Genomic DNA, 26,465 nt, shown 5'->3' on the forward strand with positions numbered 1-26,465 from the left:
TGTAACGATAGGGTTATCGGACGGTCGGTGGGCAGCTGGCCTCGGCTGGTTCAGCGGGCTCGCCAGTCGAAGACGGCGGGCAGAGCCGCCCGTTTTGGCGCAGTCTGCGGCGGTCGGCGGCGGCCAGATCGCTGTCGGCCAGCGCCAAATCCACGGCCTCGACCACCAGCTTCCGGTATCCGGCGCCCGTTTCCGGCGAGAGGTAATAGATGGTCCATGGTCCATCTCGCCGGTACTCCAAGAGCCCGGCTTGGTAGAGTTGCGACAGGTTGCGCGAAGCCCGAGTCTGGGAAATGCCCAGCGCCTGCACCACCTCGCAGACACAGCATTCCCGCTCTATGAGCAGGTTCAAAACGCGCAGCCGGGTGACATCGGCCAATGCCTTCATCACCTCAGCCGGGTTTTCCAAGTCGTTATCTAATATGCGCATATATGCATATAGTTTACGATATCGGCGGGGGATTCGTCAAACTTGGCTTGAACCCGCCGCCGTGCTATCCTTTGGCTATATGCCAACCACTGTCACGCCGCTCACCCTCGACGAACTCAAGGCGAACTGGCCGAGCTACCAGCAGTCGTTCCAAGCACCCTTTCCTTTCATTCTGCCTCATTGGCTGGAGGCCTGGTGGGTGAGTTTCGGCGAGGGCGACAGCCTCCGCTTGGCATCAGTCGATCGCGATGGGCAGGCGATAGGGATAGCTCCGCTGAGAATCCGCGAGGGTGTTGCCCGATTCATCGGCAACGCCGACGTCTGCGACTACCTCGATTTCATCGTTAAACCCGGCGCCGAATCCGATTTCTTTGCCGCCGTCATCGATGACCTCGAGTCGGCCGGCGTCGAAAAGCTGGAACTGGAATCGCTGCGGTCTGACTCGACAGTGCTGAAACACTTCCAGCCGCTGGTCCGGTCGAAGGGTTTCGCCGTCGAACTGGCCGATGCCGACATGACCCTGGAGATGCCGCTGCCCAAGACTTGGGACGAGTACCTGGCTGGACTTTCGACCCACCAGCGACACGAGATTGGTAGGAAGGGGCGGCGGCTGGCCGAGACCGGCGGTGTGGCGTTTGACATAAAATCGGCGGAGGATCTCGAATCCGAATTGGCGACGCTCATTCGGCTGCTGCGAGAAAGCCGCAGCGACAAGGCCGATTTCATGACCGCCGAAATGGAGGCTTTTTTCCGGCGGCTGGCTGTGGCGATGCAACAGGCCAGCCTGCTGCGTTTCGGCCACCTGCGCCTCGGCGGCCGGGTGGTAGCCAGCATCATGTGTTTCGACTATAATGGAACGCGCTACCTTTACAACAGCGGCTACGATCTGGAATACTCGTCTCTTTCGGTAGGGTTGCTGTCCAAGGTATATTCCATAAAAGACTCTATCGAGCGTGGACTAGTAAGGTATGATTATCTCAAGGGCGCCGAAATCTACAAGTATCATCTTGGCGGTGTCGAGTCGCCTATCACTAGTGCCGTTATCAAATTAAATGACTGAAAAATTACGCATTGCTATGCTATCCGTCCATTCCTGCCCGATAGGTCAGCCCGGGAGCAGGGACACCGGCGGGATGAACGTTTACATCCGGGAGCTTGCCACCGCGCTTTGTCGCCGCGGCCACATCGTTGACATCTACACTCGGGCGCATGACCCACAGGACGCCCAGAGTGAGTATCTTTCACCGGGGGCCCACCTAGTCCACATTCGCGCCGGCGCCGTTGAAGAAATGGGCAAGCTGACCCAATACAACCATTTACGGGAGTTTCACGATAACCTTGAGGCTGTCCGCATCGCCGACCGGGCGGCCTATGACCTCATCCACAGCCATTATTGGCTGTCCGGCGAAGTCGGTTTGAAATTGTCGCAGGAATGGGCCGTTCCCCAAATCTTCGGCTTCCACACCATTGGCGCCGCTAAGAACGAACTGGGACTAGGTGAGAATGAGCCTGCTATAAGGTTATTGACCGAGCGTGAAATCGCCGAAACCTGCCACCACATCACCGCCGGCACCGAGGGCGAAAAAGCGGCGATCTGTAAGCACCACGGCTGCGCTCGAGATAAGATTACCGTCGTGCCCTGTGGCGTCGACCTGGAGCTTTTTCGGCCTATGGACCGGGAGGAAGCTAGACGCGGCCTGGAGTTAGATGACTTACCCACCGTGCTTTTCGTTGGACGGTTGGATAAATTGAAGGGCATTGACCGGCTGGTCGAAGCCGTCGCCTTGATTGCTGATCACGACTGCCGCCTTATTGTAATCGGCGGGGACGAGTATTCGAAACCGACGCTCGAGCGTCTGAAAGTCCTGGCCGCCGGCTTGGGTATCGCCGGCCGGGTCAAATTTATCGGCGCAGTGCCGCAGCGGGCATTGCCGCGTTACTACTCTGCTGCCGATGTAGTAGCCGTACCGTCATATGCGGAGACCTTCGGCATGGTGGCTTTGGAGGCGGTAGCCTGCGGTACACCGGTGGTGTCTGCCGATGTCGGCGCCGCCCGGCAGATTATCAAAGACGGATTCTCCGGCGCAGTCGTCGGCGGGAACGCACCGTATATGCTGGCTGAGGCGCTGGAAAACTGTCTAAAACAAACGGTTGCCGACCGGATTCAACTGCATGACAGCGTCGTCGGCTATGGCTGGAACGCCGTGGCCGAGCGGATGGAAAGGGTTTATTTGAATGTACTGTCTAGAGTTCCGGCCGGGTCAGCCATCGATGGTTAAGGCTGACGTACTGGTCATTATGGCCCATCCCGATGACCCGGAGTTTTCATCGGGGGCTACAATTGCCCGGTTGGCGCGCGATGGTAAAAAGATAGCCTATGTTATCTGCACCGCCGGAGACAAGGGCTCCTCTGATAGGGCGATGACTCCAGCCAAACTCATCGAGGTTCGCATGGAGGAGCAGCGGGCAGCAGCGGCAGTTCTTGGAGTCCAGGATGTGGTCTTCCTGGGTCACCCTGACCAGGCGCTTGAAGCTGACGATGAATTGCGCAAAGAGCTCGTGGCGTTGATTCGGGAGTACCGCCCGGATCTGGTGATCACCCATTCGCCTTATCAGCGCTATATCTGGTGGCACCGTGACCACCGGATGTGCGGTGAAGCGGCCATGGACGCCGTTTTCCCTTATGCCCGTGACCACATGGCCTACCCCGACCTGCTGGCTCGCGGCTTGGAACCTCACAAGGTCTCCGAGATATGGCTGGCCGGCGCCGACGACGCCAATTACAAATCTGACATCACGGCTACATTCAACCTTAAAATAGACGCTATTAAATGCCACAGGAGCCAGGTCGAAGAAGACTTCTTTGCCCGACTCGACCGCATTAAAGCTCGGGCTTCGGCAGCGGCCGAGGGCGAGGAGTTTTTATTGGCGGAAGCCTTCCGGCGGGTTGAAATACCCTGGTAGTCATTGAAACAAGAATTATCAAATCGTTCACAGACTCCATTTAAGCCCAACGCTCTTGACTTGAATGTTGGCGATTACATATAATATCTCTCTGTTTGAAAGCAGGACTGGGAATTCAACAGAGTTACCAGCTTCTGCCCGAGTGGCGCAATGGCAGCGCAACCGACTTGTAATCGGTAGGTTAGTGGGTTCGAATCCCCTCTCGGGCTTGGTCACCGCGTGGAGAGGTGCCGGAGTGGCTAATCGGAGCAGTCTGTAAAACTGCCGCTCGAAAGGGCTTCACTGGTTCGAATCCAGTCCTCTCCAGATTTATAAACTGCTGGACAATGTATGATGGAAAACCTATAATAGCAGGGTTGCCCACATAGCTCAGCAGGTAGAGCACGTTCTTGGTAAGAACGGGGTCATCGGTTCGAATCCGATTGTGGGCTCCAGAGTGAATTTAAAAAAGGGAGATATAAGTTCAAATGGCTAAGCAGAAGTTCGACCGCAGCAAGCCGCACGTAAACGTCGGCACCATCGGGCACGTTGACCATGGTAAAACTACTTTGACCGCCGCCATCACCACAGTGCTGGCATCCGCTGGCCTGGCTGAGAAGCGCAGCTTCGATTCCATTGATAATGCGCCGGAAGAAAAAGCCCGCGGCATGACCATTTCCATCTCCCACGTTGAATACCAGACAGCGACTCGGCACTATGCCCACATCGACTGCCCTGGTCACGCCGATTTTGTAAAGAATATGATCACCGGAGCTGCTCAGATGGATGGCGCCATCCTGGTTGTTTCCGCTCCGGACGGTCCCATGCCCCAGACCCGCGAGCATGTACTGCTAGCCCGCCAGGTTCGAGTGCCGGCGATTGTCGTGGCCCTCAACAAGGTTGACGTCATGGAAGACGAGGAACTCTTGGAACTGGTCGAAATGGAAGTCCGCGAGTTGCTGAATAAATATAAGTTTCCCGGCGATGATACGCCGGTGGTTCGCGTCGCCGCCGTCAAAGCTCTTGAGTGCGCTTGCGGTAAGAGAGAATGCCCCTGGTGCGGCAAGATTATGAAACTCATGGATGCCGTAGACACTTTCATTCCGCTGCCGGAACGTCCCAAAGATAAACCGTTCTTGATGCAGGTTGAAGATGTCTTCTCCATCAAAGGTCGCGGCACAGTAGCCACCGGCCGTGTGGAGCGTGGAACGGTTAAGGTTGGCGAAGAAGTTGAGATTGTCGGCTTGCACCATGATATCCGCAAGGTTGTGGTAACCGGCGTTGAGATGTTCCACAAACTATTGGATTACGCTGAACCCGGTGATGCCGTCGGCCTACTGCTGCGCGGCGTTGAACGCGAAGATATTGAACGTGGTCAGGTTTTAGCCAAACCCGGTTCCATCAAACCCCACACCAAAGCTGAGGCTGAGGTCTATGTTCTGTCCAAAGAAGAAGGTGGCCGCCATACGCCGTTCTTCAACGGGTACAAACCGCAGTTTTATATTGGCACAACCGATGTTACTGGCAATATCGAACTTCCGGCCGGTGTTGAAATGGTTATGCCCGGCGACAATATCAAGATGAAGATCAGCCTGATCTATCCCGTGGCTATGGAAGCCGGTCTTCGCTTCGCTATTCGGGAAGGCGGCCGAACTGTAGGCGCCGGCGCTATCTCGAGCATTCTGGAGTAATTAATGCCAAAAACGGAAAACCGGATTGTCATCACCTTCGCTTGCCCGGAGTGCAGTGAAAGGGTATATACTTCATCTAAAAACAAGCGAAACGACGCTAGGCGTTTAGAAATTAAGAAGTATTGCCCACGTTGCCGCACCCACCGTTTGTTTAAAGAGACAAAGTAACCGGGCTTAGGATATATAATGCCAACGGAAAAAGCAGCAAACAAGCCGCCGGCCGCAAAGCCGGCGGCACCATCGAAGCCAGCCGCGGCTCCCAAGCCAAACTTCTTCGGTAATATCATTGCCGAGCTCAAGAAGGTTAATTGGCCAACCCGTGACGAAGTCAGAAAACTGACCGTGATGGTGTTGGTAGTGGCATTTACTGTGGGCTTGGTTTTAGGTGCTTTGGACTACGGACTTTCTTTCCTTGTCGATCAGTTCCTGCTTGACTGACGGACTCAGCGTTTTAGAGGATCAGAGTTTTGCCAGAGAACAATAGCAAATGGTACGTTGTGCACACTTACTCAGGGCATGAAGAGCGGGTGAAAAAGAACTTGGGTGAGCGCATTCAGACTCTGGATCTCGGCGCGGAGATACCAAGAGTTGAGGTACCTACTGAGGAAGAGGTTGAGGTCAAAAACGGCCAGCGCCGGAGCATCCGGCGCAAGATACTTCCAGGGTATGTCATCGTTCAAATGGTGATGAATGACCGCAACTGGCAAATCGTTCGCAACACGCCAGGCGTGACAGGTTTCGTTGGCACGGCAGGCAAACCGACGCCGCTTCATCAGCAAGAAGTTGACCGTATCATCACCCAGATGGAGGCAGAAGCGCCGCGGGTTAAGGTGGGTTTTAAAAAGGGTACCAGCGTTCGAGTCATCGACGGTCCTTTCATTGATTTTATAGGTGTTATCGATGAGGTCAATACCGAAAAAGGCAAAGTCAAAGTGTTGCTTTCGCTTTTCGGGCGAGAGACCCCCGTCGAGCTTGACTTTTTACAGGTAGAGAAACTTTAACTGGCCTCCAAGGAGATAGGATTTGGCTAAAAAGATTAAGGCAATTGTTAAACTGCAAATTCCGGCCGGCAAAGCCAACCCGGCGCCCCCCATCGGGCCGGCGCTTGGCCAACACGGCGTCAATATCATGGGTTTCTGCAAAGAATATAATGAACGCACCGCTTCAATGGCGGGCACCGTCGTTCCGGTGGAAATCACAATCTTTGACGACCGGTCATTTACCTTCGTTACCAAGACCCCGCCGGCGACTGACTTGTTGAAAAAGGCGCTCGGAATAGATAAGGGCGCCGGCAATGCCGGTCATAACACTCCTCCGGTGCTGACCAGGAGTAAGTTAAAGGAAATCGCCGCTCTCAAATTGAAAGATCTTAACGCTGTTGACTTGGCTGGTGCCGAGCGTATCATCGAGGGTTCGGCTCGAAGTATGGGGATAAAGGTAGAATAACATGGTTGACCATGGCAAACGCTATACTGAAGTAAAAAAATTAGCTGAAACCGGCAAGGTCTATACCCCTGCCGAGGCAGTTGGTCTGGCAAAAAAAGCGGCTACCTGCAAGTTTGACGAAACTGTTGAACTGCATCTCCGCATGGGATTAGATCCACGGAATTCCGCCCAGGTGGTGCGCGGTGTAGCCCTTATGCCGGCAGGCCTGGGCAAAAAGGTTCGTGTTTTAGTCTTCGCCCAGGGCGATGCCGAAAGGATCGCGCGCGAAGCCGGGGCAGATTTTGTCGGCGCAGATGACCTTATTGCCAAGATTAATGAAGGCTGGACTGAATTCGATATCGCCATCGCCACCCCAGATATGATGGGTAAAGTAGGTAAACTGGGTAAGGCGCTGGGCCGTAAAGGTCTTATGCCCAATCCCAAGGCCGGGACGGTGGTTGCCGCTGGCGATCTGCCGCAAACCATTAAGGAAGCACGAATGGGCCGGGTCGAGTTCAAACTGGATCGCACGGCGATTATTCATGTAACACTGGGCAAGGCTAGTTTTGAAGAAAGCGCGCTGATGGAGAATCTGACCTCGCTTATGGAAGCGGTAGTGCGCGCCAAACCAGCCGGTGCCAAAGGTCAATACATCAAGAGCGTTTGTTTAACCACCACTATGGGTCCGGGTTTCATGCTGGATCTTAGGCCGACAATGGCTTTGGCCGGCGCTTAACAGAGGGTTTGCACTGAAAAACGGACCGTGGTAGTATAGCCAATAGAAAAAGAATATCCGAAGACAGCCGGTGTCCCGTTGCTTTCGGGACTTAATGAACGCCAGCCGAGGAGACATTGAGACCTTGCAGAAGAGTCGCTTTGAGTCCTCGCGTGTGGCGCGAGGACTCAAGTATTTTTAAGGAAAGGAGTTGAGAAGAAATGGTAAACGCCAAGATCAGGCTAAAGAAACGGCAGACCATCGACGAACTCGAAAAGATTATCGCCGAATCCAGTGTCGCTATCATTGCCAATTATCGCGGTATTAAAACTGAAGAGCTTACGGCTTTGCGCGTCAAGCTGCGCCAGAAGCAGATGGGTTTTAAGGTCGTTAAAAATACCCTGGCCCGGAAGGCTGCCGGCGGGGCTAGAAAAGACAAGGTGACGCCGGTTTTTGACGGGCCGATCGCCATGGCTTACGGCTACGGCGATGACGTGGCCGCCCCGGCCAAACTGCTGCTGGAGCATATTCTGACTACCAAGTCCAATATGACCATTGCTGGCGGCTTCCTGGGTGACAGACCGCTAGCCGTTGACCAGGTGACCGAGCTTTCAAAACTGCCGCCCAAGAGCGTGCTGGTGGCAAAAATGCTGGGCGGCATCCAATCCCCGCTGTATCGCTTGGTCGGCACCCTGAACGCCCCTATACAGGGTTTGGTGACCGTGTTGAACGGGCAACTTGAAAAACTGCAACCAAAATAAACAGATATAAAACGGAGGGATTATCAAATGACCACTACTGAGATCATTGCGGCAATCAAAGGACTTAACGTTATGGAACTGGCTGAACTGGTCAAGGCTCTGGAGGCAGAGTTCGGTGTCAGCGCGGCGGTGCCTATGGCCGCGGCGGCCCCGGCTTCGGGAGGAGCGGCTGCTGCGGCAGCGCCGGTTGAAGAGAAAACCGAGTTTGACGTCATTCTCAAAGACATCGGCGCCAATAAGATCAACGTTATCCGGGTGGTTCGGGAACTGACCAACCTAGGACTCAAAGAGTCCAAGGACCTGGTTGAAGCTGCGCCCAAAGCGGTGAAAGAAGCCGTCAGCAAGGAAGAAGCGGCGACCGTTAAATCCAAGCTGGAAGCTGTTGGCGCTACCGTCGAAATAAAATAAAGACTAGCAAAATCTGCCGGCAAGAACTCCCTTCGCATGAGGGGAGTTCTTGCTTTTATCGGAAAGTTCCGGCGTTGTTGAAGTACTCATGGAACACGTCTTGATAACATCTGGGCAACAAACTATAATTTCGCCAGGATAAACCAAACCGCTGGCTCAGGAGGAGTCTCCTTCATGGGTGAAAACGTGATCATCCTTGGCCTGGGGCTCCTTTTCATGATTATCGGTGTCATTCTGCTTTTTTCCGGTCACGGTGAAGAGCGATGGTATTATGACAGGCTGTCGCGAAAACGTGATCTCAGGGAGTTTGTGACTCATGACCCGGAACGTCCCGAACCCGGCTCACTGAGGACCGGCGGCTGGATAGCTTTGGCAGTTGGTTTGGTGATTATCGGCGTTTGGGTTTTTTTCGGCGCCGGATAATCTCATCGGCTATCCGGAATGGTTATATCGAGATCATGAGGCGCGGCGATACCTCCCGAAATCACCATCTTCATTGCCGTATCAACCGGCATGTTGATGCGGGTAACCTCTAACTCAGGTACCACTATTAACCACCCGGAAGTAGGCACAGGAGTTGTTGGCAAGTAGACAGCGACCAGGCGTTTTCCTTTAGCATCCGAAAGTTCACCAGTTATAAACCCGATGGTGCGTAATCCCTTCCGGGGGTATTCCACCAGCACGACTTCCCTGAAAGCCGCCCTGCTGCGGGACATTCCGGAAAGGCTGGTAATCGCCTGCTTTGAAGCGTTGTAAAGCTGGCCAAGTACCGGCATTCGGCTGACTAACCACTCGCCGAATTGGATAATTCGGGCGCCGACAATATTACTGGCCAGGATTCCCGCAAGGTATATCAAAACCACGGTAATACCGAACCCCAGTCCAATTATTTCTCGCCCGAAGATAATGGCGATTATCGGCTGAAGTATACTGTCGATTGTGTTGAAAAACCAGATAAGTGCCAGGGTAACCAGAGCGGCCGGCACAATCACCAGCAGTCCGGTGATGAAATTACGTCGCATATTCCGGATCAGCCAGTGCTGATTTTCTTTGCCGCTTGGTGTTTGCTGGCGGTTTTCCATCAGATGTTTGTCCTCTCTAGACCGCCAGTCGCGGTCTGTATTGAAGGGCTTCAGCCATGTGATGAGCCAGAATTGATTCGGCACCTTCCAGATCCGCAATTGTCCGAGCCAGGCGCTGAGTCCGGTGGAAGGCTCTGGCTGAGAGGGAAAGCTGGCGCATCGCGGTGCGCAGCAAGCTTTCGGCCGACGAGTCCAGTCTACAGTAACGCTTGATTTCGGGCGCCGTCATATCGTTATTGGCCACCAGCCTGGTACCGCTGAACCTCTTGGTTTGTAATAACCGTGCCGCCGTGACCCTGTAACTTATTAATTCTGAAGTCTCTCCGTAATGCTCGCCGGACAATTTATCGTAATCAACCCGAGGCACATCGATGAAGATGTCTACTCTGTCGAGGAAAGGTCCTGAAAGCCTTGCCTGGTATTTCGTGATTGCTGAAGGCGGGCATCGGCATTCTTTCAGGTTGTCACCGAAATAACCGCATGGGCAGGGATTCATGGCGCCGACCATCATGAAATTTGAAGGGAAGGTAACTGACCCCTGGGATCTGGAAATGGTTACTACTCGGTCCTCTAGCGGTTGGCGGAGCACTTCCAGCATATTGTGGCCGAATTCCGGAAGTTCATCCAGGAATAGTACCCCGCGGTGAGATAATGTAATTTCACCAGGCCGCGGCCAGTGGCCGCCGCCGACCAATCCGGCAGCGGAGGTAGTATAATGCGGCGATCTGAAAGGCCTCTCCCGGACTAAAGCCGTTCCAGGCCGAAGACAGCCTGCGACGCTCATGATTTTTGTCACTTCCAGCGCTTCGGTATTGGTCAAAGGCGGCAGGATGGTAGTCAGGGCACGGGCCAGCATAGTTTTACCCGAACCGGGCGGTCCGGACATGATTACATTGTGAGCCCCGGCTGCCGCCACTTCCAGGGCGCGTTTGACGTGTTCCTGACCTTTGATAAAAGACATGTCGACCCCTCTGGCTGGCAGATCGACAGATTCACTCAGCCGGGGCGGGCAGTCCGGAGTCGGGATATTGCCGGCCAGGAAGTCCGCCAGTTGTGTCAGGCTTTCCACCGGTATGATTTCAGCGCCCTCAACCAGAGAGGCTTCTAAGGCGTCATCAGCCGGAACTACGATGCGTCGGTAGCCTTTTTGAAGGGCAAGGGAGACCATGGGTAAAATACCGGTGGTGTGTCTTAGCTTACCTTCCAGAGATAATTCGCCGAGAACGATCAAACCGGTGACATCGGCGGTTAACTGCCCGGAACTTATAATGATGCCTAGAGCGATGGGCAGGTCGTAAGCAGGGCCGGTCTTTTTAAAATCTGCCGGAGCCAGACTGGCAACTATGCGTTTTGTTGGGAACATAAAACCGGAATTCCGGACGGCATAACGCACCCGTTCGCGGGCTTCCTGAATGGCGGTATCGGGAAGCCCGACGACAAAAAAATTAGGTAGTCCGGGGGCAATGTCCACCTCGACCTCGACGATGGTGCCTTCGAGGCCGAGCAGGGCACAGGTCATGACACGCGCTAACATAAAACCGCTCTATGTTAACCACACGGTCAGGTGGTGTCAAACGAAATATATCCAATTTTAAGGCCAAGAACATTGGGTTAGTCCATCGGCTGGTTTAATAGTTAAGGCGGTTACCACGTATAACATCTATTGCATTCCTTGCCATGCCGTGATATACTCGGAAACAGTCGAAGAGAACCTGCGAAGTGGGTTAAATCCCACTTTTTTATTGCCGCGATATTATGAAGGAGGGTGCAAGACCGGGATGAAGAGCGATTTCCTGCTCGCCATCACACAGCTCTCCGCCGAAAAGAACCTCTCGAAAGAAGTAGTTCTGGCGGCTGTCGAAGCAGCTCTGGTTTCCGCCTACCGCAAGGAGAGTTTTGCCCCCAACCAGAATATCCAGGCCAAGATAGATCCACAGACAGGCCGAGTCAGGGTCTGGGCTGAGAAGACGGTTGTTGAAGCCGTTGAAGATCCCCGCAAAGAAATCACTCTGATTGAAGCCCGAAAAGTCCAACCCGGCATACAGATGGGAGAGCCCGTTATCGTCGAAGCGACGCCGCATGATGCCGGTCGCATTGCTGCGCAAACGGCCAAGCAGGTCATCCTTCAGCGGTTGCATGAAGCTGAAAATACCGCTATCGTCGATGAGTATGCCGGGAAGGCTGGAGATATCGTTTCCGGTATAGTTCAGAGGGTTGAGCCGAAACAGACCATCGTCGATCTCGGCCGGGCGGAAGCGGTGATGCCGTCTTCAGAGCAAGTATATTCGGAGCGACACCGCCCGGGGCAGCGTATCAGGGCTTATCTTGTCGAGGTTGCCAAGGGAATCAAGGGACCACTGGTGATCTTGTCACGTTCTCATCCCGGGCTGCTGCGGCGTCTTTTCGAGATGGAAATCCCAGAGATATTTTCGGGCATGGTCGAGATCAAAGCTGTCGCCCGCGAAGCCGGTGCCAGAAGTAAAGTGGCGGTTTCAGCCCGCCAGTCGGGCATTGACCCAGTCGGTTGCTGCGTCGGTCTGCGCGGCATTCGCATCCAAAATATCGTTTCTGAATTAAACGGGGAAAAAATTGATGTGGTGCCCTGGAGTGGGGATTCCGCGGCGTTTATTGCCAATGCGTTGTCCCCGGCCCAGGTAGTGCGGGTTATATTAAATGAGAGTGAAAAATCCGCGACAGCTATTATTCCTGACCGGCAGCAGAGCCTGGCTATCGGCAAAGAAGGGCAAAACGTCCGTCTGGCGGTAAAACTGACCGGCTGGCGGATCGATATTAAGAGCGTTACAGAATACGAAGCCACACACCCGGCAGTTCCTGAGGCGCCTCCGGTCAAGACGCCGGAACCGCCTGTCGTAACACAACCGAAAACCCCGGAGAAACCGCCGGAAAAGGCGCCGGAAAAAGCTCATGAAAAACCTGCCGCTAAACCGGTGGAAAAAATTGAAAAACATGTTGAGACTCCGGTTCCGGTGGTTATCGAACCTGTGGTTTTCACTGTGCCGGAAACAACCCCTGCGGCCGCTCCGGAAGAGGTCGGCGTGGCATTATCGCTTAATGTTCCTGAAAAGACGCCGGCTGCCGCCGGAAGCAAGTCAGGTGTACGTTTCGCTGAAGACATCCTCGGGCGGTCGGCCGACCGTGTGGACCGGAAGAAGAAAAAGAGCCGAGATGATGACGGCGGCAAGGGTAAGAAGAAACGTCATGGCGGCGCCGGTGAATTCGATACCGATGAATACGACTAAAAAGCAACCTCAGCGGACTTGCGTTGTCTGCCGTTCGGTCGGCGGCAAGCGGGGTCTGCTACGCGTTGCGCGTACCCCGGAGGGGCGTGTATTGCTTGATGCTTCGGGGCGATTGCCTGGCCGCGGCGCTTATTTGTGCCGCGAAAACGCTTGTCTAGCAGCGGCAGTTAAAGGCGCCCAGTTGGAACATATTTTGAAAGTAAAAATGATTTCGGAAGATCGTGAAACCTTGAAAGCCGCGCTGGGCGAAATACTTAAGGAGCAGGCCGTTGTCTGAGGAACGTAAAGAAGCGCCGGTCCGGGCAAGCCTACCGCAGGGTAAGATCGTCGAACTGCCGGCCGCTGTCAGCGTTCGTCAACTGTCTCAGGCTATCCGCCAGAATCCTATAGAAGTCATCAAGCAATTGATGCGGAATGGCTTGATGGCAAATATCAACGAAGTCATTGATTATGAAGCCGCCGCTAAAATAGCCGCGGATTTCGGCATCGAAGTCAGGCCGCAGGCTATCCGTTCCGCGGCCTCTCGGCGCAAAAAGCCGGAACATGAGGAAACAAAGCACCTCCCGCTGCGCCCGCCCGTCGTCACCATTATGGGTCACGTTGACCATGGAAAAACCCGCTTGCTTGATGCGATTCGGCAGACTCATGTTATGGAATCGGAAGCCGGCGGCATCACCCAGCATATCGGAGCTTATCAGGTAGAAGTCAAAGGTCAAAAAATTACTTTTTTGGATACCCCGGGTCATGAGGCTTTTACCGCCATGCGCGCCCGCGGCGCCCGAGCCACCGACATCACTGTACTCGTGGTAGCCGCTGATGACGGCATTATGCCGCAAACATTGGAGGCAATAGATCACGCCCGGGCGGCCGGTGTGCCGATTATCGTAGCCATCAATAAAATTGATAAGCCCGGAGCCAACGCAGACCGGGTCAAGCAGCAGCTGGCTGACCATGGTCTGGTGGTCGAGGATTGGGGCGGTGACACCATCGCCGTCGGAACTTCAGCTAAGGAACGTCTGGGTATTGACGACTTGTTGGAGAACATCCTTCTGGTTGCTGAAATGGAAGACCTGCATGCCGATCCGACCCTCCCCGGTACCGGAGTCGTTATCGAAGCCGAGATGGACAAAAGCCGGGGAGCGATGGCCACGGTCCTGGTGCAGAACGGTTCGCTTAAGGTAGGCGACATCGTCGTTGTAGGCGAAACCTTCGGCAAGGTCAAAGCCATGTTCAACGATCAAGGCAAGCACCTTAGGAAGGCGGAGCCAGCCACACCGGTAGTGATCATGGGTCTCCCGGTTGTTCCTGGCGTCGGCGATACCTTGGCATCGGTGGACTCTGAACGGCAAGCGCGCCAGATACTATCGGAGAAGAAGGCAGTCAAAAAACCGGTTTCGGTCAGCCTGGCCAGCCTGCATGAGCAGATCGCTTCGGGTAAGGTCAAAGAACTCAATATTATTCTTAAAACCGACGTTCAGGGTTCCATTGAGCCGATTCGTACCTCCCTGGAGAAACTGGCAACTGATAAATTAACCGTTCACATCATTCACTCGGGTACCGGTAATATCACCGAAAATGATGTTATGCTTGCTATCGCTTCCCACGGTCTGGTCATAGGATTTTCCACAGGAGTCGAGTCCGGCGCCACCCGCCTGGCTGACCAAGAAAAAATTGACATCCGCAGGTATGACATCATCTACAATCTCATCGAAGATGTCGATAAGGCGCTTAAAGGATTGATTGAGCCTGAGATTGTCGAAGTTGTCGAAGGTCGGGCTGAAGTGCGCGCCGTTTTCCCGGCTGGTAAAAAGGCTAAGGTCGCCGGGGTCTACGTCAACGAAGGCAAAGCCGCTCGTGGAGCCCGCGTTCGGGTACTGCGCGGCAAAGACACACTGGCTGAGAGCCCCATCGTTTCCCTCCGGCGCTTCAAGGATGATGTCCGCGAGATCGCCGCTGGTTTTGAAGGCGGAGTTGGTTTAGAGACATTCAACGAATTTCAGCCCGGCGATGTGCTTGAGTTCATGCGCAAGGAAAAGAGTGCTTGAGCCATCGCATAGAACGCATCAATCAGTTGATCCGTAAGGAAATTAGCGAGCTTTTACAGCGCGAAGTCCGCGACCCTCGCCTGTCAGGTTTGATTTCAGTCACCGCCGTTGAGACAATGGCGGATCTGCGTTTTGCTAAAGTATTTGTTAGCCATCTGGCAGGCAGTGAACATAAAGAAGAGTTACTTAGAACTTTGAATGCCGCCGCTCGCTTTTTCCGGGGCGAATTAGGCAAGGTCCTCGAACTGCGCTACGTACCTGAAATCGCTTTTTATTGGGATGATTCTATTGAACGCGGTGACCAGTTGTCCCGTTTGATAGATCAGGCCAACAAATCCGACGCCCATATCGCGGGCTAACGGTGGCGATGTAACCCATGCAACAGGTCTCAGGTACCAAAAAACAGCTGCCTATAAGCAAGCTTGACGGGTGGCTAAACATCGACAAGCCACCTGGTATAACTTCCTACCAGGTAGTAGCCAGGCTTAAATACTTGACCGGTCAGCGGCACATCGGCCACGCCGGAACCCTTGACCCCGCCGCAACCGGGGTCCTGCCGATCGCCTTCGGTAAAGCCGCACGCACCATAGAATTCCTCCATCGGGTCTCCAAGACCTACCGTGCCATCATAGAACTTGGGGTAGAGACCGATACCCTTGATGCCGAAGGTAAAATTGTATTTCGCCACAATCCATCTGGAGTCAGCCGTTCTGATATGGAAGCAACACTCGGACAGTTTATCGGCGATATCCTGCAGGTACCGCCGCTATTCTCGGCTCTCAAAATCAATGGCCGGCCGCTGTACGAACTGGCCCGCCGCGGCGAAACAGTCGAGGTGGTTCCGCGGAAAGTGACCATTTACTGCATTGAACTGATAGAATTCGCCTCACCGCTGGTCACTATTGAAGTCGAATGCGGTTCGGGGACTTACATCAGGTCTCTAGCCCGCGACGTAGGGCAGACGTTAGGAGTGGGTGGCCATCTAAAATCTCTGTGTCGCACCCGTTACGGGCCGTTTGACATAATGAATGCTGTCGCCTTTGCCGGTCTGCAGTCTGCTTCTGATGTCGAGGCGTCCCTGCTACCCGTCACCGCTGGCATCGGATATCTCCCCATGTTGACACTTAATGAGGATATCGCAAGGAAAGTTGCCAACGGCATACTGCCGCCGGAATTTCTTTCCCAGCTAAACTGTGAAACAGCCTACAGCCTGTACTGGCCGAACGTTAGTTTATTGGGGCTTATTGATATAGGCATCGCTGGAAAGTATCGTTTAAAAGTGCTCGAAAGCTTGAATAACGTACCTGGCAGGGCAGATTCTTGACATTATCCTGCCAATGAATAATGATATGGGGCTGAAATTACGGACTGTTTTTCCGGTATCGGATGGAATATCGAGACCTGCTATCTCTTTGAACCCGGGAAAAATTGCCCCATCCAACCAGCGTTTAAAACGGAATCTGAAAAAGGAGCTCTCAAAACTTGGGTAAAATTAACGTAGCCATTATCGGAGTCGGCAATTGTGCCTCATCGTTCGTTCAGGGTGTTTACTACTACCGTAAAGCTAAGGAAACCGAATTCGTACCCGGTCTCATGCACGTCAACCTGGGTGGCTACCATGTTTCCGATATTGAATTTGTAGCGGCTTTCGACATCGATAAAAATAAAGTCGGCAAAGATCTGTCAGAAGCCATTTTCACCGCCCCCAACAATACCTTCAAATTCACCGACGTACCCCTGTCGGGCGTTAAAGTTGAACGCGGTATGACTCACGACGGCCTGGGCAAGTACCTGTCTCAGGTCATTGAGAAAGCCCCTGGACCCACCGCCGATATCGCCGGTATCCTGAAAGCCAAAAAGGTTGATGTCGTTATCAACTATCTGCCGGTTGGATCCGAAGAAGCTACAAAATGGTATGTCGAGCAGGTTTTAGAAGCCGGCTGTGCTTTCATCAATTGTATTCCGGTATTCATCGCTCGGGAAAAGTATTGGCAGGACAGGTTCATCAACAAAGGGCTGCCGATCATCGGGGACGACATTAAGAGCCAGGTAGGAGCTACCATTGTTCACCGTGTGCTGACCCACCTTTTCCGAGAACGCGGAGTCAAACTCGAGCGCACCTATCAACTTAACTTCGGCGGCAATACCGATTTTCTAAACATGCTGGAAAGGGAGCGCCTGGAGAGTAAAAAGATTTCCAAGACTAACGCTGTTTCTTCTCAACTCGATTACAAAATGAGTCCCAATGACATTCATGTCGGTCCCTCCGACTACGTTCCCTGGCTGCAGGACCGGAAATTCTGCCATATACGCATGGAAGGCCGCACCTTCGGCGACGTTCCCTTGCTTGTTGAATGTAAACTCGAAGTCTGGGACAGCCCCAACTCTGCTGGCGTGGTTATCGATGCAGTGCGCTGTGCTAAACTGGCGCTGGATCGCGGTCTTAAAGGGGCGCTTTTTGCGCCTTCGTCTTACTTTATGAAATCGCCGCCGGAGCAGTATACCGACGCACAGGCTCACGAAGCCACTGAAGCTTTTATTTCTGAAAGCGTCGCCGAACTTCAGTCCGCCAAGAAAACGCCTTCCAAAGAGGCTAAATAGGCATTCGCCGGCCTTACAATGATTGATAGGGGCAGGGGTCGGTGAAGATAGCCCTGGTGGCGCCTTATGATTTCGCTTATCCAGGCGGGGTGGCTAATCATGTTGCCGCGCTGGCAAATCAACTCACAGCGCTGGGACATGAAGTACGCGTAATCGCCCCGGCTTCCGGTCCGGTGACGCTTTTCGGCGACCGCTTCATCCGGATTGGCACGCCCCGTCCGCTGCCGATGTCCGGTTCCGTGGCGAGGGTGACTCTTTCAGTCAGCCTGGCTAATACCATCAAAGCCACCCTGGCCAAAGAGCGATTCGACATAATTCATCTCCACGAACCCTTCATGATCATGTTGTGCTCGGCAATGCTGCGTTTTTCTAATTCGACGAACATTGGGACCTTCCACGCTGCTGAAGCCAAGCCGGGTTACAATTTCGCTTGGCCGATAAGCCGGTTCATGCTCAACCGCCGAGCCCGCAAACTCCACGGACACATCGCTGTATCCCCTGCGGCACAAAATTACCATTCAAGATTCGTTAAAGCTGAATACACTATCATCCCAAACGGTATCGACCTTGAGCACTTCAACCCTGCCGTTAAGCCGATGGAGCAGTATTGTGACGGCAGGATAAATATCGTTTTCGTCGGACGTCTTGAAAAAAGGAAGGGCGTCAAATATCTGATTGACGCCTTTAAAACAGTGCATAAACACTTCCCTGCTACCCGTCTGTTGATCGTAGGTCCGGGTACGCGTCTTCGGCCGAAATTCGAAAAAGTCGTTCGACAAGCGCACCTGGAGGATGATGTCATCTTCACCGGCGGCGTATCATTTGCCGATCTCCCGCGATATTACCAGACTGCCGATATCTGCTGTGCCCCGGCCACCGGGCAAGAGAGTTTCGGAATTGTCTTGCTCGAGGCGATGGCTTTGGGCAAGCCGATCATAGCTTCCAATATTCCTGGGTACGCCGGGGTTCTGACCCATGAAGGCGAAGGACTGCTGGTCAAGCCAAAAAATGCCCGCGAACTGGCGTCCGGCCTCTCCCGTCTCGTCGAAGATAAGGCATTGCGGCAAAAACTGGGACGTCAGGGATTGGTGACGGTACAGAATTACACTTGGGACAAGGTTGCCCGCCGCGTTGAGTCCTACTACCGTCAGGTGCTGGATAAATGCGGTAAAACGGAGAGTGGCGGCGTATGACGCTCAACGATGTCCGCCGCAGCCTCGGCGCCAGGTTGACCGGTGGAATTTCCCGAATACTGGTGAAAGGACGCATCAGCCCAAATTTTATTACCTGGGCTGGATTCCTTGTTACCGTCGGAGCTGCCGTGCTAATTGCCTCGGGAGAGTTACTTGCCGGCGGTCTGGTATTCTTGTTTGCCAGTTTTTTTGATATGCTTGATGGCGCGGTAGCCAGGGCATCAAACACGATCACCCGTTTTGGCGGCATCCTTGATGCCACACTTGACCGCCTTTCTGAAGCAACTGTATTCGTTGGAATCATGGCCTACTTCGCCCTCGCTGGCGACGTTTTTCCGGTGGTGCTTACCGGGGCCACTCTGGCTGGCTCGCAAGTTGTCAGCTACCTGCGAGCCCGCTCAGAAGCCACAGGACTAGAGGGGAAAGATGGCATCTTTACCCGTCCGGAGCGCGTCGTTGTCTTGAGCCTGGGATTGCTCACCAACTGGCTGGTGCTGGCTCTGGGTGTTATCTGTATCTTTTCTTTCATCACCGTAGCCCAGCGTTTGACCAGTGCTTACCGCCAACTCGGCGGTCAGTGACTTGACCTGTCAATTCTGCTAAAATGCTTTCTCGGCTTCCCCCCATTTCTTGAATGGGGAAGACGTGCCGAAACAGTTCTAGGGAGGGGACCACCATGCCAGTGACAATCATCGTTGGCGCCCAATGGGGCGACGAGGGCAAGGGTAAAGTCATCGACATGCTGGCGGAACACGCTGATGCCGTCGTCCGCTTTTCCGGCGGCGATAATGCCGGCCACACGGTGATGAATTCCCAGGGCACCTTCAAACTCCATCTGATTCCCTCCGGTGTTTTCAACCCGGACTGCGCCTGCGTCATCGGCAACGGCGTTGTTGTCAATCCTGAGATATTTATCAGCGAGCGGCGGGAACTGAATGACCGTGGCGTGAGCACCGATAACGTTTTTATCAGCGACCGGGCTCATCTGGTGATGCCCTACCACATTCAACTAGACGGATTGGAGGAGCAGGCTCGGGGCAACAAGTCTTTGGGCACTACCCTGCGTGGCATCGGTCCAGCCTTCGCAGATAAAGTCGCCCGTATGGGCATCCGTGCCGGAGACCTGCTGGATCGGGAGATCTTGCGCAACCGGCTGGAATATGTCCTGGAGTATAAGAATAAGATCCTGACCAAGCTCTATGACCAGCCAATAATAGATATTGAGGCACTTTACCACCGCTGCCTCTGTTACGCTGAGGCGCTGAGGGCAAACATTAAAGAGACTTCGTCCCTTTTGAACGAAATGGTGGATCAGGGCAAGTCCGTTATTCTTGAAGGCGCCCAAGGCGCTCTCCTGGATACCGATTTCGGTACTTATCCTTACGCCACCTCTTCCTCGCCGCTATCCGCCGGCGGTTGCCTCGGTGCTGGCATAGGCCCTACCAGGGTTGATAATGTGCTGGGTGTTTTCAAAGCTTATTGTTCGCGTGTCGGCGCCGGGCCTTTTCCCACCGAGTTGCTGGACGCCACCGGTGATTGTATCCGTGAACTGGCCCACGAATACGGCACCACTACCGGCCGGCCCCGGCGCATTGGCTGGTTCGACGGCGTGGCGGCGCGTTTCTCCGCCCGCATTAACGGCATGACTGGGATGGCGGTCACCAGGCTCGACATCCTGGATTCATTCGATGAAATCAAGGTCTGCACCGCTTACCGGCTTGATGGTGAAACTGTAACTGATTTCCCCGCCGAACCCGGAGCCCTCAACCGATGCCAGCCTGTTTACGAGACATTACCCGGGTGGAAACAGCGGACTACGGGGCTTACCAGGCTCACTGAACTTCCGCGGCAGGCTCGTGAATTCCTCTGCCGTCTCGAAGAACTGGCCGGGTGCCAGGCGTGCTACGTTTGTATCGGTCCGGTGAGGGAACAGACGATCGAACTGAGATCTCTGGCCCGATAATTTATCCCGTCAGGCAACTTCAAGGGGGCGTGAATAAAGCGCCCCTCTTGTTTTTCGTTTTTTAAACCCTTGTTGAGTGTTACAATGTGTTGGAGGCGTGAAACGGAAACGTGTGAAAGAATACGATGTCATTATAGTTGGATCAGGGGCGGGCCTGGATATTCTTGAGGCAGCTGTAGAACACGGCTTGAAAACCGCGCTGATCGATGACGGACCGGCAGGCGGCACCTGCCTTAATGTCGGCTGTATTCCGTCGAAAATGCTCATTTTCCCTGCTGACCGGGTGATGGATGTCCGGGAGGCGGCCAGTCTCGGCATTGATGCCGAAATCAAGGGGATTGATTTCGCGGCGATAATGGACCGATCCCGCCGTCTCGTAGAAGCAGATCACCGGGAGATTGAAGACCAGTTGAGAAAATCCCGGGCGCTGGATTTTTACCAGGATATCGCTGAGTTTGTTGACCGCAATACTTTCAGAGTCGGCAACCGCATGATCAAGGCCAATCTGATTTATCTGGCTTCAGGTTCCAGGCCGCTGATTCCTTCAATTCCTGGATTGGATCAAGTTGATTACCTGACCAATGAATCTCTGCTGCAACTGCGGGAACTGCCAAAAAGTCTTATCATCATCGGCGGTGGATACGTCGGAGTTGAATACGCGCACTTTTTCCAGGCCATGGGCTCGGATGTCACCCTGCTGGAAATGGGACCTCGGCTTGTACCTTCAGAGGAACCAGAGATCTCGGATTTATTGCTTTCATCACTTTCTCGAAGATTTGCGGTGCTTACGGGCAGTGTAGCTGAGTCGGTTGAGGAGACAGACTCAGGCAGGGTCGCCGTAAGAGTATCGACCCGCCATATCGACAACCGCAGTGAAAAAATTACTGCGGCAAAGCTGCTTATCGCTGCCGGGCGGCGTTCCAACGCGGACCGGCTTAAAGTAGAAAATGCAGGCATCAAAACCGATTCTAAAGGTTATATCAAAGTCAATGCCCATCTAGAAACTAATGTAAAAGGGATTTATGCCATCGGCGACGCCAACGGGAGGGAGATGTTTACCCATACCTCCCACGCCGAAGCGGCGGTGGCTGCGGCCAACGGCATACATGGTCAGAAAAAAACCATTAACTACTGGGCGGCGCCACATGCTGTCTTCACCCATCCACAGATAGCTTCGGTTGGGCTGACTGAACACCTGGCGAGGCAAAAATACAAGATCTCCGTCGGACGGACGGCATACGCTGATATCGCGCTGGGCGTCGCCATGATGCAGCAGGAGGGCTTTGCCAAGATAATCCTGGAGCAGGAAACCCGAAAAATCCTAGGCGGGCATGTCATCGGCCCGTGGGCGTCGGTTGTCATCCAGGAGGTGGTCAACGTAATGGCCCGCCGCGGCGGTGTAGCAGATATCGGGCGGGGAATTCATATTCATCCGGCTCTGTCGGAATTGATAATCAAGGCTGTCTATAATGCGGTGTAAGGGAGTCATCTACTAGAGGTGATTTGCTCTGGTGGTATTCACAACGGCCAGGCTAACGATTATAATCAACCTGTATGAGAACCTCTGCTGGTAAAAGGCTTGAAAGGCATTCGGGAAATGACGGGAACACCGACATTGGCGGTGGTATTATAGATTCAGAACTCTCGGGTCCGGAAGATCAGTTACGAAGGTTGCGTCAGTTCATTCCGGTTCTGGTTCATGAATTAAGGACGCCACTGACGCCTTTACTCGGTGCATCGGAGATGCTTTCGAGCGGAATAACAGAGCAGCCGTGGGCAAACCTTGCCCGGAGCATACAGTTAAGCGCCGTAAAAATGGTGCGGATGATTGATGACCTGGCTGATCTGGGGAAGTGTGATTGCGGCGAGCTGATTCTGGAAATCTCCGACATTGACCTATCCACGTTGCTCGGCGAGGTGGTTGAAAGCCGGCGAGTTCGCGCCGTACCGTTGGGGCTAGGACTGGTCATAGATATTCCGCAATCGTTACCGCGAATTCGAGGCGATGCCACTCGGTTGCGGCAGGTTGCTTTAGCCTTGCTGGAAAGTACCTTGCGACAGGTTCCCGAAGGGGGATTCGTCCGGGTTAGCGCTCGATCAATAGATCAAAGCGTTATGGTCACGGTAACAGGTGAAGACTCAAGTTCCCGACATCATGACGACTTTCCCAGTCAATTCACTGAGGAGGATACACTGGAGAAAGCTCCTAGCCTGGCCCTGTTACTTGCCAGCTACCTGGTCCGGCTTCATGAAGGGCGGGCAGGCGTTGTTATTCAAGCTGGTGCGAATAGTATATATTGGTTTAGCGTCCCGGTTAATGGACCTCAGAGGAGGGCGGCATGATTAAAATCCTTATCATTGAGGATGATGCAGAAATTGTCGAATATCTACGGCTAGCTTTTCAGGTCAACATACCGGAAGTTGAGTATATTCCAGCCCGCCTTGGCGCCGCGGGTTTGAAAAAAGCCTCCGAAGAAATCCCGGATCTGGTCATTCTGGACCTGGGACTGCCGGACATCGATGGCTTTGAAGTGCTTAAAGCGTTACGTAAGTTTCAGCGTATGTTAATTGTAGTGCTTACCGCCCGCGGCGATGAGAGGGACATTGTAAAAGGGCTGGAACTGGGTGCCGATGACTATGTTGTCAAACCATTCCGTCAAATGGAACTGATCGCCAGAGTAAGAACGTTGCTGCGGCGCCAGCCCGGCATTCCTGAACGAGAGATTTTACATTGCGGTCGGTTGGTACTCGATACCGCCCGAAATGATGTCTCTATGCCTGACGGGCGCCAGGTTGAACTTACCCGGACAGAAAGCCTGATACTTGCTCGACTTATTCGGGACTGCGGCCGGGTTGTTGAGCATTCGAGGTTGGCTGAAATAATTTGGGGGGAAGATTACCCTGGATCGGTAAACGCCCTCAGGGTGTACATCGGGCGGCTACGCCGTAAACTTGAAGCTGACGCCGCTTCACCGTCCCTCATTGTGTCTAAACCGGGGCACGGCTACTATATTCCAGCCGGGGGTCTGACGGGATAATTTCATCGTGTCGCCGAGCGTCTTAACTTGACGTAAACGTAAAAATAAGTTACCCTTCATCGTGTTTCGTTCAATGGAGAACAGATGGATATTCCCTTTGGCCGAGCTGCCGTTGCTGAAATAGAAGAAATCCTGAAATGGCACCGGCCGCCGCCGCTGCGTATCGGTCAACATACAGCACGTCTGCCGATCGTCCAGGGAGGAATGGCGGTCGGTATTTCACTTTCGGGTTTAGCGTCCGCAGTTGCTAATGCCGGAGGTATAGGTGTCATCGCCGCGCCGGGTGTCGGTTTGTTCGAACCGGATTTTTTCCAAAACTTTTTTCAGGCTAATATCCGGGGTCTGCGCCGTGAAATTCAAAAAGCCCGGGCAAAAACCCACGGCATCTTGGGTGTCAACATCATGGTGGCCTTGACCGATTTTGCCGATTTAGCCAAAGCAGCCATCGAAGAGGGCATAGACATCATCTTCGCCGGCGCCGGCCTGCCGCTAAAACTGCCGGAGTTGCTTGGAGAAAACCGTCACACTAAATTGGTTCCTATTGTGTCATCGGCCCGGGCGGCCCGCATCCTGTGTAAAAAATGGCAGGACGATTTCAGTTATACACCGGATGCTTTCGTCGTCGAGGGACCACTTGCCGGCGGCCATTTAGGCTTTAAAGCTGAGGAATTAAATTCACCTGAGAACCAGTTGGTACGCCTGGTGCCTGAGGTTATAGAAGCGGTCAAACCCTTCGCGGAGGCTGCCGGCCGACCAATTCCGGTTATTGCCGGTGGCGGTATTTTTACCGGCGATGATATTTACAACATGCTTCAGACCGGTGCCGCAGGCGTTCAGATGGCCACCCGTTTTGTAGCAACTGATGAATGCGACGCTTCGCCTGCGTTCAAGCAGGCCTACCTTGAATCAAAAGAAGGCGACGCCGTTATTATCAAAAGCCCGGTTGGCATGCCCGGGCGTGCGCTTCGCAACGACTTTATCGACAGCGTCAATGCCGGTGCCAAAAAGCCGTTCAAGTGCCCTCAGCACTGCGTCAAGACCTGCAATTACCTTGAAAGTCCTTACTGTATTTTCGTTGCGTTGCTAAATGCCCAGAGGGGACACTTGACCGGGGGTTTCGCTTTCTGCGGAGCTAATGTGCATCGGGTGAAAGAAATTATTCCGGTCAAAAAGCTGGTCGAAACCCTCGTCAAAGAGTACAAGACCCGGGCCGTTCAAGCGCTGATTGAAGCGATGACCCGCTACATGAACGGGCTAATGGCTTCTCCAGCGCTGGGTCGCGGTCTGGCTTGATGAAGATCGCTGTCTACCAGATGGCCGATTCCGGGGACCCGGTTCAGAATATTGCCCGAGCATACCAGGCCATCGTTAATACAGATGCCGATTTTTTTGCTTTGCCGGAGTTTTTCACCATTCCCGGTGGTGACTTCCGCCGGCCTTATACCCTCCAGACCTGCCTTGAAGAGACCGCCTTGCCTGCCTTGGAGATGTTCCGTCAGGCTAGTCGGCAGTTCCGCGGTTATATTATCGGCGGCAGCATCGTCGAACGCGAGGCTGACTGCTATTACAACACCTGTTATGTATTTAAAGAAGGGGAAGAGATAACCAGGTATCGCAAGATCAATATAACTCATGAAGAAGTTGAGCTGAATATCTGTCGCGGTACGCGACCGGTGACTTTCGAGACGGAATTCGGTAAAGTCGGCTTGATGATCTGCGCTGACTGCATTTCGTGGGATGTGGTCGAGGCTACCTGCGCCGGCGCCAAGCTGGTTTTCTTGCCGGTATCTTTAACCGATCCTAACCATCCCCCTTTTACCGGCCACCCGGTATCGGATATTATCGCCAGAAAATATGGTTCTACTGTGATTAAAATAACCCGGGTCGGCACCTTTGGCGGTAAGACGCTCTCATCCAGGAGTGCTATTACCACACCGGAGGGAACCTATTGGGAAGCCCCGGACGCCCGGGAGCATTTCGAAGTCATTGAAGTCTCGGAAACGGCCACCTAGAACGCAACAACCTCATCAATCGAGGCAGCGTCACAGGACAGCATCACCAATCGGTCAATTCCCAATGCCCCTCCCGCCGCCTCCGGCAGGCTTTTCAATGAGTCCAGAAACTCCTCGGGTAGCGCCGCTGACCGGTTCTGTTTCTCTGCGCTTTTGATCTCAAGCTCGAATCTTTTTCGCTGCTCCCCCGGATCGGTAAGCTCGGAAAAAATATTCGCTATCTCCAGCCCCCCGATGAAGATCTCCGTTCGCTCGGCCACTGACGGATCGCCAGGTTTCAGGCGCGCCAGCGAGGCCATCCCGGCAGGGAAATCATAAAGGATTAAAGGCCGCTCACAGCTTAAGCCAGCCACGCCTGTTGCCAGGTCCAAGTCAAACCGTTCTGGGTCGTCGGCTGTGACCGGGTTCCAGCCGCAAGCCGACATAAATGCCTCGGCGACGGACAGCCGCGGCCAGGGTGGCGAAAGGTCAATGGACATGCCCTGGTAGTTTATCTGAACCGATTTACGAGTCGCTTCGACCAGACCGATGACCAGAGCTTCGGTCTCGGCGGCCAGTTCGAGATAGTTTCCCCCAACGCGGTAATATTCCAGCATGGTGAATTCTTCTCGGTGGTGGCGTCCCTTTTCATTTTTTCTGAAGCTGTGGCAGATCTGATAAATATCTCCGCTGCCGGCTGCCAGCAGTTTCTTCATATAAAGCTCCGGAGAGGGCAGCAGCCAGCCGCATGCTGTCTCGATCGGCTCGATGCAGGCTTCAGGAATGGGACACTCCGCCAGCGCCGGAGTTTCGACTTCAAGGTAGCCGTGGGAATATAAAAAGCCCCGGGTGAGACGCAGAATCTCAGCCCGGAGCTTCAGATTATTGAATTTGGCGGAAAGACGCCCGGCGTCCATCG

The 26,465-nt window shown here is 53.8% G+C and carries 30 protein-coding genes and 3 tRNA genes; 29 read left to right on the plus strand and 4 right to left on the minus strand.

The window, feature by feature from the left end:
• Positions 1–13: 13 nt before the first annotated feature.
• On the minus strand, positions 14–430 hold the full coding sequence (locus tag ABV300_RS04615; protein ID WP_353713744.1) for a metalloregulator ArsR/SmtB family transcription factor: 417 nt from the start codon (positions 428–430) through the stop codon (positions 14–16).
• Positions 431–509: 79 nt separating this feature from the next.
• On the opposite strand from ABV300_RS04615, the gene ABV300_RS04620 reads away from it, so the two are divergent.
• The 15 genes from ABV300_RS04620 (at position 510) to ABV300_RS04690 (ending at position 8,796) form a co-directional block, all read left to right on the plus strand.
• A complete protein-coding gene (locus ABV300_RS04620) occupies positions 510–1,490 on the plus strand; it encodes a GNAT family N-acetyltransferase (protein ID WP_353713745.1) in 981 nt (326 codons plus the stop codon).
• Complete coding sequence (locus ABV300_RS04625) at positions 1,483–2,709, plus strand: glycosyltransferase (protein WP_353713746.1); 1,227 nt, start codon at positions 1,483–1,485, stop codon at positions 2,707–2,709. Before ABV300_RS04620 ends, ABV300_RS04625 begins: the two co-directional genes overlap by 8 nt.
• Positions 2,702–3,394, plus strand: a complete 693-nt coding sequence (locus ABV300_RS04630) for a PIG-L deacetylase family protein (protein WP_353713747.1) — start codon at positions 2,702–2,704, stop codon at positions 3,392–3,394. The genes ABV300_RS04625 and ABV300_RS04630 overlap by 8 nt, the downstream gene beginning before the upstream one ends.
• Positions 3,395–3,530: 136 nt before the next feature.
• A tRNA-Thr gene (locus tag ABV300_RS04635) sits at positions 3,531–3,603 on the plus strand.
• A 12-nt stretch (positions 3,604–3,615) separates the two neighbouring features.
• Positions 3,616–3,700 (plus strand) — tRNA-Tyr (locus ABV300_RS04640).
• Positions 3,701–3,752: 52 nt separating this feature from the next.
• Positions 3,753–3,828: transfer RNA gene (locus tag ABV300_RS04645), tRNA-Thr, on the plus strand.
• A gap of 33 nt (positions 3,829–3,861) precedes the next feature.
• Positions 3,862–5,064: an elongation factor Tu gene (gene tuf, locus ABV300_RS04650; RefSeq protein WP_058439341.1), complete on the plus strand. Its 1,203-nt coding sequence runs from the start codon at positions 3,862–3,864 to the stop codon at positions 5,062–5,064.
• Positions 5,065–5,067: 3 nt separating this feature from the next.
• Positions 5,068–5,232: a 50S ribosomal protein L33 gene (rpmG, locus tag ABV300_RS04655; protein WP_083496372.1), complete on the plus strand. Its 165-nt coding sequence runs from the start codon at positions 5,068–5,070 to the stop codon at positions 5,230–5,232.
• 18 nt (positions 5,233–5,250) lie between these two features.
• Positions 5,251–5,502 (plus strand): preprotein translocase subunit SecE, encoded by a 252-nt coding sequence (gene secE / locus ABV300_RS04660; protein ID WP_353713748.1) that lies wholly within the window; start codon positions 5,251–5,253, stop codon positions 5,500–5,502.
• Between the two features lie 29 nt (positions 5,503–5,531).
• On the plus strand, positions 5,532–6,065 hold the full coding sequence (gene nusG, locus ABV300_RS04665; protein WP_083496373.1) for a transcription termination/antitermination protein NusG: 534 nt from the start codon (positions 5,532–5,534) through the stop codon (positions 6,063–6,065).
• 22 nt (positions 6,066–6,087) lie between these two features.
• Positions 6,088–6,510 carry a 50S ribosomal protein L11 gene (gene rplK / locus ABV300_RS04670; protein ID WP_353713749.1) on the plus strand — a complete coding sequence of 141 codons (423 nt, stop codon included), beginning with the start codon at positions 6,088–6,090 and terminating at the stop codon, positions 6,508–6,510.
• A gap of 1 nt (position 6,511) precedes the next feature.
• Positions 6,512–7,225, plus strand: coding sequence for a 50S ribosomal protein L1 (rplA, locus tag ABV300_RS04675; protein WP_353713750.1), 714 nt, complete (start codon positions 6,512–6,514; stop codon positions 7,223–7,225).
• A 200-nt stretch (positions 7,226–7,425) separates the two neighbouring features.
• Positions 7,426–7,965, plus strand: coding sequence for a 50S ribosomal protein L10 (gene rplJ / locus ABV300_RS04680; protein WP_353713751.1), 540 nt, complete (start codon positions 7,426–7,428; stop codon positions 7,963–7,965).
• 27 nt (positions 7,966–7,992) lie between these two features.
• The gene (rplL, locus tag ABV300_RS04685; RefSeq protein ID WP_353713752.1) at positions 7,993–8,373 is read left to right on the plus strand and encodes a 50S ribosomal protein L7/L12; all 381 of its coding nucleotides are present in this window, start codon (positions 7,993–7,995) and stop codon (positions 8,371–8,373) included.
• A 174-nt stretch (positions 8,374–8,547) separates the two neighbouring features.
• Positions 8,548–8,796, plus strand: a complete 249-nt coding sequence (locus ABV300_RS04690) for a hypothetical protein (protein ID WP_353713753.1) — start codon at positions 8,548–8,550, stop codon at positions 8,794–8,796.
• Positions 8,797–8,798: 2 nt separating this feature from the next.
• Here ABV300_RS04690 and ABV300_RS04695 read toward each other — a convergent pair whose 3' ends face one another.
• Both ABV300_RS04695 and ABV300_RS04700 read right to left on the minus strand, forming a co-directional pair.
• Positions 8,799–9,455: a DUF502 domain-containing protein gene (locus ABV300_RS04695; RefSeq protein ID WP_353713754.1), complete on the minus strand. Its 657-nt coding sequence runs from the start codon at positions 9,453–9,455 to the stop codon at positions 8,799–8,801.
• 16 nt (positions 9,456–9,471) lie between these two features.
• Positions 9,472–10,989 carry a YifB family Mg chelatase-like AAA ATPase gene (locus ABV300_RS04700; protein ID WP_353713755.1) on the minus strand — a complete coding sequence of 506 codons (1,518 nt, stop codon included), beginning with the start codon at positions 10,987–10,989 and terminating at the stop codon, positions 9,472–9,474.
• Between the two features lie 244 nt (positions 10,990–11,233).
• Between ABV300_RS04700 and nusA the strand changes: the two genes are divergently transcribed.
• The 14 genes from nusA (at position 11,234) to ABV300_RS04770 (ending at position 25,567) form a co-directional block, all read left to right on the plus strand.
• A complete protein-coding gene (gene nusA / locus ABV300_RS04705) occupies positions 11,234–12,715 on the plus strand; it encodes a transcription termination factor NusA (protein ID WP_353713756.1) in 1,482 nt (493 codons plus the stop codon).
• A complete protein-coding gene (locus ABV300_RS04710) occupies positions 12,702–12,992 on the plus strand; it encodes a YlxR family protein (RefSeq protein WP_353713757.1) in 291 nt (96 codons plus the stop codon). Before nusA ends, ABV300_RS04710 begins: the two co-directional genes overlap by 14 nt.
• Positions 12,985–14,760, plus strand: coding sequence for a translation initiation factor IF-2 (gene infB, locus ABV300_RS04715; RefSeq protein ID WP_353713758.1), 1,776 nt, complete (start codon positions 12,985–12,987; stop codon positions 14,758–14,760). The genes ABV300_RS04710 and infB overlap by 8 nt, the downstream gene beginning before the upstream one ends.
• Positions 14,757–15,119, plus strand: a complete 363-nt coding sequence (gene rbfA, locus ABV300_RS04720; RefSeq protein WP_353713759.1) for a 30S ribosome-binding factor RbfA — start codon at positions 14,757–14,759, stop codon at positions 15,117–15,119. Before infB ends, rbfA begins: the two co-directional genes overlap by 4 nt.
• A gap of 17 nt (positions 15,120–15,136) precedes the next feature.
• Entirely contained in the window at positions 15,137–16,084 is a 948-nt protein-coding gene (gene truB, locus ABV300_RS04725; protein ID WP_353713760.1) for a tRNA pseudouridine(55) synthase TruB, read from the plus strand.
• 158 nt (positions 16,085–16,242) lie between these two features.
• Positions 16,243–17,361 (plus strand): inositol-3-phosphate synthase, encoded by a 1,119-nt coding sequence (locus ABV300_RS04730; RefSeq protein WP_058439354.1) that lies wholly within the window; start codon positions 16,243–16,245, stop codon positions 17,359–17,361.
• 41 nt (positions 17,362–17,402) lie between these two features.
• On the plus strand, positions 17,403–18,554 hold the full coding sequence (locus ABV300_RS04735) for a glycosyltransferase family 4 protein (RefSeq protein WP_353713761.1): 1,152 nt from the start codon (positions 17,403–17,405) through the stop codon (positions 18,552–18,554).
• Positions 18,551–19,135 carry a CDP-alcohol phosphatidyltransferase family protein gene (locus tag ABV300_RS04740; RefSeq protein WP_353713762.1) on the plus strand — a complete coding sequence of 195 codons (585 nt, stop codon included), beginning with the start codon at positions 18,551–18,553 and terminating at the stop codon, positions 19,133–19,135. The genes ABV300_RS04735 and ABV300_RS04740 overlap by 4 nt, the downstream gene beginning before the upstream one ends.
• Positions 19,136–19,230: 95 nt before the next feature.
• On the plus strand, positions 19,231–20,517 hold the full coding sequence (locus tag ABV300_RS04745; RefSeq protein ID WP_353713763.1) for an adenylosuccinate synthase: 1,287 nt from the start codon (positions 19,231–19,233) through the stop codon (positions 20,515–20,517).
• Positions 20,518–20,629: 112 nt separating this feature from the next.
• A complete protein-coding gene (locus tag ABV300_RS04750; protein WP_353713764.1) occupies positions 20,630–21,997 on the plus strand; it encodes a dihydrolipoyl dehydrogenase in 1,368 nt (455 codons plus the stop codon).
• Positions 21,998–22,188: 191 nt separating this feature from the next.
• Entirely contained in the window at positions 22,189–22,860 is a 672-nt protein-coding gene (locus tag ABV300_RS04755) for a histidine kinase dimerization/phospho-acceptor domain-containing protein (protein ID WP_353713765.1), read from the plus strand.
• A complete protein-coding gene (locus ABV300_RS04760) occupies positions 22,857–23,555 on the plus strand; it encodes a response regulator transcription factor (RefSeq protein ID WP_353713766.1) in 699 nt (232 codons plus the stop codon). Before ABV300_RS04755 ends, ABV300_RS04760 begins: the two co-directional genes overlap by 4 nt.
• An 84-nt stretch (positions 23,556–23,639) precedes the next feature.
• Positions 23,640–24,848 carry a nitronate monooxygenase gene (locus tag ABV300_RS04765; protein ID WP_353713767.1) on the plus strand — a complete coding sequence of 403 codons (1,209 nt, stop codon included), beginning with the start codon at positions 23,640–23,642 and terminating at the stop codon, positions 24,846–24,848.
• Positions 24,848–25,567: a carbon-nitrogen hydrolase family protein gene (locus ABV300_RS04770; protein WP_353713768.1), complete on the plus strand. Its 720-nt coding sequence runs from the start codon at positions 24,848–24,850 to the stop codon at positions 25,565–25,567. Before ABV300_RS04765 ends, ABV300_RS04770 begins: the two co-directional genes overlap by 1 nt.
• Here the strand turns inward: ABV300_RS04770 and ABV300_RS04775 are convergent.
• On the minus strand, positions 25,564–26,463 hold the full coding sequence (locus tag ABV300_RS04775) for an amino acid--tRNA ligase-related protein (RefSeq protein ID WP_353713769.1): 900 nt from the start codon (positions 26,461–26,463) through the stop codon (positions 25,564–25,566). The genes ABV300_RS04770 and ABV300_RS04775 overlap by 4 nt on opposite strands.
• Between the last annotated feature and the right edge of the window lie 2 nt (positions 26,464–26,465).

The sequence above is a fragment of the Dehalogenimonas sp. 4OHTPN genome (assembly GCF_040448695.1).
Taxonomy (GTDB): domain Bacteria; phylum Chloroflexota; class Dehalococcoidia; order Dehalococcoidales; family Dehalococcoidaceae; genus Dehalogenimonas.